The 7,891-nt window shown below is 39.4% G+C and carries 10 protein-coding genes; 2 read left to right on the plus strand and 8 right to left on the minus strand.

Annotation, left to right across the window (positions count from 1 at the left end; all coding sequences use genetic code 11):
- Positions 1-172: 172 nt before the first annotated feature.
- Both LB467_RS18090 and LB467_RS18095 read right to left on the minus strand, forming a co-directional pair.
- Positions 173-394, minus strand: a complete 222-nt coding sequence (locus LB467_RS18090; protein ID WP_224475519.1) for a hypothetical protein — start codon at positions 392-394, stop codon at positions 173-175.
- A gap of 142 nt (positions 395-536) precedes the next feature.
- A complete protein-coding gene (locus tag LB467_RS18095; protein ID WP_224475520.1) occupies positions 537-725 on the minus strand; it encodes a hypothetical protein in 189 nt (62 codons plus the stop codon).
- Positions 726-1,243: 518 nt separating this feature from the next.
- On the opposite strand from LB467_RS18095, the gene LB467_RS18100 reads away from it, so the two are divergent.
- Positions 1,244-1,510 (plus strand): hypothetical protein, encoded by a 267-nt coding sequence (locus tag LB467_RS18100; protein WP_224475522.1) that lies wholly within the window; start codon positions 1,244-1,246, stop codon positions 1,508-1,510.
- A 312-nt stretch (positions 1,511-1,822) separates the two neighbouring features.
- Here the strand turns inward: LB467_RS18100 and LB467_RS18105 are convergent, their stop codons facing one another.
- The 4 genes from LB467_RS18105 to LB467_RS18120 all read right to left on the minus strand — a co-directional run bounded on the left by LB467_RS18105 (position 1,823) and on the right by LB467_RS18120 (position 5,870).
- On the minus strand, positions 1,823-2,353 hold the full coding sequence (locus LB467_RS18105) for an ORF6N domain-containing protein (protein ID WP_224475524.1): 531 nt from the start codon (positions 2,351-2,353) through the stop codon (positions 1,823-1,825).
- 72 nt (positions 2,354-2,425) lie between these two features.
- On the minus strand, positions 2,426-3,319 hold the full coding sequence (locus LB467_RS18110) for a tyrosine-type recombinase/integrase (protein WP_224475526.1): 894 nt from the start codon (positions 3,317-3,319) through the stop codon (positions 2,426-2,428).
- Between the two features lie 2 nt (positions 3,320-3,321).
- On the minus strand, positions 3,322-4,239 hold the full coding sequence (locus LB467_RS18115) for a tyrosine-type recombinase/integrase (RefSeq protein WP_224475528.1): 918 nt from the start codon (positions 4,237-4,239) through the stop codon (positions 3,322-3,324).
- A 110-nt stretch (positions 4,240-4,349) separates the two neighbouring features.
- Complete coding sequence (locus LB467_RS18120) at positions 4,350-5,870, minus strand: hypothetical protein (protein WP_224475530.1); 1,521 nt, start codon at positions 5,868-5,870, stop codon at positions 4,350-4,352.
- A 146-nt stretch (positions 5,871-6,016) separates the two neighbouring features.
- On the opposite strand from LB467_RS18120, the gene LB467_RS18125 reads away from it, so the two are divergent.
- Positions 6,017-6,352, plus strand: a complete 336-nt coding sequence (locus tag LB467_RS18125; RefSeq protein ID WP_224475533.1) for a helix-turn-helix domain-containing protein — start codon at positions 6,017-6,019, stop codon at positions 6,350-6,352.
- 52 nt (positions 6,353-6,404) lie between these two features.
- Here LB467_RS18125 and LB467_RS18130 read toward each other — a convergent pair whose 3' ends face one another.
- Positions 6,405-6,881, minus strand: a complete 477-nt coding sequence (locus tag LB467_RS18130; protein WP_224475535.1) for a DUF6843 domain-containing protein — start codon at positions 6,879-6,881, stop codon at positions 6,405-6,407.
- Positions 6,878-7,891 (minus strand): RHS repeat domain-containing protein (locus tag LB467_RS18135; protein WP_317196384.1); only part of this gene is annotated, 1,014 nt, incomplete at its 5' end. The genes LB467_RS18130 and LB467_RS18135, both read right to left, overlap by 4 nt.

Consider the following 7,891-nt stretch of genomic DNA (forward strand, 5'->3'; position numbering starts at 1 on the left):
GTTCCCTAAGTGTACTCTGTTTAAGCCCAAAATAAAATTTTCGGTCGCATTTTTTCGGTGGATGACCTCCAAAAAAGTAAAATTCCGGTATGTGATTTTCTTACAACCCATTTGAGTTCATAAATATAACATTATTTTCCACTCGGAAGATGCCCCGCAGGGCAAGCCCAGATTATTGCCCAAAAGCAACAAGCCCCTGTTCTTGCCCTGCTCCCCTGGCAGCCGCACAATGCTTTAGCCCCAATGTTCCCTGCAACACTTTTTTGATGTTTAATGATTGCTTTTTCAATGGTAAAAAAGAGTTGCAAAATGGGAACGGGCAAAAGCATTTTTCCCAAGCTATGTTTACATAATTGGGCATTATGGCAGCATTCCCTCTGACTTCCTGCGCCATAATACAACTATGTAAAATAGCCGACTTTGCCGACGCCGGTACTGAGTAAGGTCGAAGTGCCCTTCTCACTGTTGCGGGACGTTCAATCGCCACTGGGGCTACTACTTCAAAAGCGGAACAGCCCCAACACTTCAGCCCTCCGCTATTCCCCTTTTGAAGTATCATCGGACTTATTATCTTTCAATGCCTTAATGATAGTACTGATAGGGAGGATCTGCACCAGGGAGATCAATTCCTTACTGACTGCTTTCATTTTCTTATTGGGCATTATCCAGTAGGCCACCAGAACCAGCAAAAAAGTCACACATAAAATTGCTATTGATTCAAACATATTTTTTTCTTTTAATCATCCATCAGGATCTAACTGTCTCAGCTTTTAATTTTACTTCTGACAGGTTTTTCCCGTGGTTATAATTATACTTTACGCATCAATTAAACAATGTCAAGTTTTTTTGAGACTAAAATTTTTAAAAAGCTCCCAACCCCTTATGAACGAAGGTATAACCAAGCATTCAATTAAGGTGTGACATTAAATTTTTCTAATATACCCCAAGCCCATATTATAAAAAAGGACAGCCAAAAACACCTTTTTTGAAGCTTATAAAAATGACCTCCTGATTGTGGTTCAGGAGGTCGGTTTTTCGTTTTTAAAAGGTGAAGATCTGGGAGGCCGGAGCGTGGAGATCTTCGGCTTTTAAAAATGATAGGCAAACGCCGATTGAGTGCCGGGGTTTGAGTAAGGCACAAGGATTTTTCAGTCCTTTGCCCCTTTAAAATCAATTCTGAGTTTATGTTTTTGTAGCACTTAAGGGATAGTGGTATTTTTGTAATTCACTAAAAATCATTTCTATGAACGTCTATATTGACATCTATAAAACAAAAACCAATGACTGGAATACGCCTTGCTATGGTGCAACTTATATGCAGTTTAACAAGCTTCCGAAAAAAGGAGATATTATCGAACATCTCTTCATAGTTCCTGAGTTTGCCCGTAACAATGATGATCTTAAAAATGTCCCGGAAGGTAGCTTCGAGGTGTTGAGCGATGCTTTTCCTATCAGTGATAATCCTTACAACTGCTCCCATAAAATAATGGTGTGTAGTACTCAGTTATAATGTCAGTTCCGATCTGTGCGGCTGGTGGTGTCGGCTATTTTACATAATGGCGTTATAGGCCGGCACGGGGTTTCTTTCGGAGTTCCGGATTTGTTTCCCGCGCCTATAACAGACCGTTATGTAAACATAGCTTGGGGCGGTTTTTAAGGCGGGATTTTTGTCCTTGCGCGTGGGCAGCGGCTCTTTGCTTTTTTGTGGTACCGCTCTTTATCAATAAGAAAATTTTGAACAAAACAAGCAATGTGCCGCGTGAGGGTCGGCTACAAAAATCGTGACGTAAAAACCGCAGAGGGTTGGCGTGGTGGGGATCGTTTAATCCCTGTCTGCTTTATAACCTATTCCTTTTCGGGGTTTTTCATTGTCCTTTTTTTCAATGAGTTCGTCCAAATAGGTAAATACCAATTCAATGTTCTTGCTATGATTGGATAGTTTCTTTTTGATTTCCTCAATATCAAGTTTTATACTTAAATTATCGGTAAGCATTGCCCGTAGCTTGGTAAAAATCCTCATTATTTGGATATTGACCGCAATTGCTTTTTTACTATTCAGAACGCTTGATAACATCAATACACCGTGTTCCGTAAACACATAAGGCAATTTTCTTCTTCCTCCCCAACCTGGCGATTCATTTTGCGACTTTAAAGTTTCCCCTTCCACTTCTGTCAACTGGAACATAAAATCATCGGGGAACCGGTCTATATTCCGTTTTACCTGTTGGTTTAAAACCCTTGTCTCTACTTCATAAAGTTCCGCTAAATCACTGTCCAACATTACTTTTTGATCTCTTATGAAGTAAATTTTACTAATAACTACTTCATCTGGTATGGTTAATTTGTCGCTCATTTATTTTTAACTTTTAACAAAAATAATAACTTGATGTCACAATTTGTGATATCAAGTTTGATTTCATTTTCTTTAGCTTATTGGGTGGAACTGGTTAATGGCTTCCTGTAAACTCTCAAGATTGTTCTGGCGGTAACTTTCCGTCGAGGAGATGTATTTGTGGCCGGCCAGGTATTGAACCTTTCTAATATTAAATTGATTGAGCCAATTCACGATTACGGACGCCCGTAAATGGTTTACATTTCCAGCTTTGTAGTTGATCTCTTTCAACCGTTTTATAATACCTCTTTGTACCAAATCATTGAAGTGGGTTTGAGGAATGAACAAGTGATCGTTGTGCAGGTTATTGCTTTTGGCCAGCTGTGGCCTTATTTCGTTGATGTATTCTAAAAGGTCAAGTACCTGCCAGGATTTAAGTTCCATTGTCCGGCTGTTGTTCCTTCTGGTGCTCGGCACGTAGATTTTGCCTTTGTAGAGTTCCAGGTGTTCCAATAATAAACTTTTGAGATTGATTGTATTTAAACCCTGATAGACAATTAAGCCTGTTATTACCTTGTTCCGTTTTGCGGTCAATACAGTTTTATAATTTGTGAACTTGCTAAAATTTTCGGTTTCGTAAGAGTAGTATAAATCTTCCAGTTCGTCAGGACTTAAAAGGTTGTGCAATACCCTTTTTATCGTTCCTTTTACTGACACTTCATCGAGTGGGTTTTCCGCTCTTTCATTAATTTCGATCAGGTAATCAAAATAGTTGCGCAGCGTTACAATATGGTTGTTTATGGTCTGTACCTGCAGCCCTTTTAGTTTTAGATGTTTTATGTACCCAAGATTGGTTTTATAATCGATTTCCGTTGCTTTAAATCTTCTGCTTTTTAGCCATTTTTGGAACTCCTCCAGGCGCTCAACATAGTGTGCTATTGTTGTCCTGCTGTAATTGTTCTGCTCTAAATATGCCTGGTAGTCCATAACTATTCTTCCTTTAAAATATGAGTATAGATTTGAGTGCTTTCCAAGGATGCGTGTCCCAAAAACTGTTGTATGTCCTCTATTTTCATTCCTGCCTGTAAAAAATGGGTAGCTATGGAATGGCGCAACATATGCGGGGTGATTTTCTTGTGCTGCAGTTCTTCGTCATTTGTAGCTTTGATGATTTGCCTTAGGTTACATTCGAGGCCTGCACCACTTAACTGTTCAGCCCGCCTGGATACAAAAACATAGTCGCTCTGTGATGCATATGTAAAGTCTATCCGGGCATCAAAAACATAATTTTCGAGGATCTTTAGATTGTAACTATTGATAGGTATAAAACGCTCTTTGTAGTTCTTTCCCTTTCGAACAAATACCCGCTGCCTGTCCCATAAAATATCATTGAGCATTAGGTTGATCACTTCGTTCCTGCGCATTCCCAGGCTGTACATACAGACCAACATTGCCTTATGTCTTGCCCTGAACCGGTGCAGCTCGTGGCTGTGTTTGGTGGCTTTAAATAATTGCCTGACTTCCTTTTGGGTACAGTATTTTAATCGTCCTTCACTTACTTTCTCCCGCTTGATATGGATGTTAAAAGGCTTTTTGTGATGCTTTACCAAATAATCCCTGAACTTGTGTATTGCCTGTTGATGGTGGTTGAGTGAGCTGGAAGATAGTGCGCCCTGTCTTGTTTTGTTGGGCCGTTGTTTCAGGTTAGTATAGTAGTCTTTTAAATCCTCTTTTTGGATGTGATCGATTTGGTTTATCTGGTGTTGCTCCAACCAGTAAAAGAACTCGCACAGGTGGTGCGGATAGTTTTTCCGCATTCCCTCGCTATATCCCAACACGTCCAGCCAGTCCTTAAAACCCTGTAGAAGTATTTTATAGCTTGAATTTTTAAGTATGGATTTTTTCATTTGGTCGGTTGCGTTTTTTCTATTTGGTGGCGAGTTGTGGTTAAAAGACTGGTTATTTTGTATTTAAACTCGCCATTTTATAAGTGGCGACTTGGTGGCGATATGGCGGGTTACTTTGTGCCTTTTATCCTCTCGATACAATCTCGTAAGGCTTTATTTATCTGCTTTTTCAGGTTGGTATATTCACCCAGGTCAACGATTTCAAAACAATAGCTTTTGGTCTTTCCTTTTTTGATGCGTTGGATATAATTTTCAGACAATAGGTGCTTGTTGTACCGTCTGAGTGTGGTTTCTTTAATTCGCAGGTTTCTGCGTATTTCGGCATTGGTAAACGTGGTCTGGTTGTTCCTAATCAGATAATCTTTCAAGCTTTCCAAATGGTTTCGGCAAGCTCCGGTGAGCGTATCGCTTTTTCGCAACAGAACATCAATGATAAGTTCATTGGCTTCCTGTATGTCTTCGATAGTAGTTTCGATGTACTCCTCACCAGTTTGCTCGTCATATTTTTTTTCTCTTTGCCACTGGCAATAAAAAGTGATGGCTTCAATAAATTGCAGGTAATGACTATTCGTCCTTCGGGGCTTAAATACAGATTCTGGCAGTTCTAAAAATTCAGCATAAGGATTAATGACCTTTACCGGTTTTAAGATCCGTTGCACATTGCGCAGCAGCTGCGCGGCTTCTGTTTCCTGCTGTACATCTAATTTACCTGCGGAGGCTCTGCGTTGATAATGCATTATTTTTTTGTCTTGCTCCTCGCTTTCGTCGATGTAGAGCAAAAAGGAACGGTTTGAATTGTCCTCGTAAATACTTTCCTGTGTAGTACAACCTGCAACGCTTACAGGACCTTCAACAGTTAAATGAATGGTTTTTGTATCTCCTTTTGCATCTTTATGGACAACCGTTTTAGTAATGCGTTTTTTGGATTGCAGTTCCCGGAGTGGATAGAGCACGCTTTCTGCCCCGTCAAGATCTTCAATTAAAATAAGTTTATGCTGTAGTTCTGTGCGGTTAAAATAATAGAAGGCATTGGCAGATAGTACCGTGATCTCTATTTTATCTTCTTGGGGTATCAGTTCAGATACCTTGGACTGCAAATGCGTTTTACCAACTCCGGAACTGCCCAGGCTAATGCAATGCAGCGGGTTATTGGTTTTTCTGCTGGTGAATATTAAAAACATCGTAAGCCTGTTGCTTTCCTCGCCGATCACACCGGACTTTCCAATAAGTTCATTGGTACGCTTTAGTAAATTGTCCTTTTTTAAAAATGCCTCTGCGGCTCGCAGTTCCATTGCCGTGAGTTCTTTAAAATAAGGTGCAGTAGCCTGCTGCTGCTTTTCAACTAATAGAAAACGATGGCTTTCCAGTTCTTTGGTTAGTTCCTGCAAGGTCTTTCTTGCTACACTCGTTCCTATCTCCAACCGCTCCGCTATTTTCCTGGTAAATTTTTCCACCTGGTTATCATTATACAAGTCCAGGCTGTGGCGAAGTACATTATAACTTTCAGGTTTCTGGATACTCATCGTAATACGCATACTTTCCATTTTGTTAGTCTTTACCCCGCCAAGGATATTGATCTGCAGATGCTTTGTGTGGTATTCGTAGCTGTTAGGATTGGAAGTGTTGAGCATTTTCAAAAAATATTTTTTAGTACCTATTGGTGACAAAACTAATAAATAGGTTCTAATAAAACAACATTTATATAGTTTGCTTAATACCAATAAGTAACTTAAATTTGCTCCATACCTCTTTAACAGGTTATATACAGTACTTTTCTATGACTTTTGGTGAACGCATTTTATCGGTAAGAAAGAAGCTTAAATGGTCTCAGGATGACCTTGCAAAAAAGGTGGGGACTTCTGCACCCATCATTGGGCGTTACGAGCGTAACGAGATTAAGCCCGCCATTGATACCGCTAAAGCAATTGCAGATGCGCTTGGTGTTACTGTGGATTTCCTTCTTGGGAGCGATGATACTGTAATGGACAAAGAACTATTGCAAAAGGTCAAGGATATTGAGAGCTTTACGGAAGAAGAACGTAATAAAATATATGACCTTATTGATATGGCCATTAGCTACCACAAAACCAAAAAGGCTTATTCTAAGGCATAAGGATATGCCAAGCTGTTAAGCCTGGCGTTTCCCGTATTCTTACTTGTAAAAGTTACTCTCCTAATTTTACTATATCTAATTTCTCTGCTTCTTCTTTTGCTCGCTTTATATCGGATCTTGTGCCTATATAATATTTTGCAAATTGTACCCTTTCATCATCATAGTTGTTTTTTCTTATGGAGCCTGTTGCCCCTTTAAATCCAACTATTGTATCCATTGGTAACGTTTCAATTTCAGTAAGTATATTTGAAGGTAATTTATACTCTGGATCTATTACTTCATAATAGAATTCTGGATAATCACTCCAACCATCATTTGAATTAAACTGTGTTTTTAAAACTCCATCGCTGGGGATCTCATATATTCGTTTCTTTCCTTCATATTTTACTGGTTTGCCATCCTCTTGATTGAAAATAACTATAATATAGCCCGTATAATCGCGTGGAGCTATTATTATTTCCTGCTCTCCTGTATCACAACTCAATACCATAAATGATAGAATTATTGATAAAATTATTTCTGCTCTCATCGGTCAAATTCAGTTTGTACTTTTTTGTTCCAATCATCTACTGAGTATGTTGTCTTTCCTTGTTTAACTCCTGTAAAATTCCCGTTATTATCAAATTGAATTTGCATATTTACTTTAAACAAAGGGTTCTTATTATTACCAAATAAATTAAGTAATCCACCACTTTCTTTTTGAGCTCCTAAAAATAGTTTGGTCTTACCTGATTGGTCGGTAATAAATGCTTCAGAACTTGGAAACACATCACCCGTAAAAGAACCTGTAATACTTAAAACTCCTTTTTCTAAATCTTCACTAAATGAAAGTCCTGCGTGTACATCAAGTGCGGGAGTAAGCCACTCTGGTGTTAATGGGTCTTTTCCTGAATGACTAAAATCGAATGCTGCTGTATTACCTGAAAAACTGATATTATCATTTGAGCCTGTGGGTGTACCTGATTCTACTCTTGGCGGCAGTGGAGACATTGGATTCAATGGATTAGGAGAACCATAGAATACCGTAGGATCACTTTGTGTTAAAGGTTGTGATACAATTCTAGCTGACGGGTCAACCGTAAAAGAAGAATAAACCCTTGAAGTACCTGTAAAAGAAGCTCCTCTTCCATCCCCTCTAAACAAACCACCTCCCGTTGTTGGAGTAGATATAAAAGAGCGAACGTGAATAGGCCAAGGATACTGCCCATCTGGATCGATGTAAAGCATTGGGTTATTAAACATTGCCGTAAACGGAGACCATTCTGGCATTAGGTGTGCTTTAGGATCAACATTCATCCAGCGCCCAAGCCACTTGTCATAGTTCCTCGCTCCAAAATCCATCCATTGCAGACCAAACTCGTCCTGCTCCTCTTTTCCATTAAATCCGTAGGGATGATAAGTTCCTTTGACGGCAGTATTATATCCAGCGTGTTCCCCACCAAAAGGATAATAATTTTTCTCATCGAGGATTTCAGAGCTTGCCTCTATAGTGCCATTATTGTTCAGGTCTGCATAGGTGAGTCGTACGTTCCCTAAGTG

The organism is Salegentibacter tibetensis (genome assembly GCF_020164485.1).
GTDB classification, from domain to species: Bacteria; Bacteroidota; Bacteroidia; order Flavobacteriales; family Flavobacteriaceae; genus Salegentibacter; species Salegentibacter tibetensis.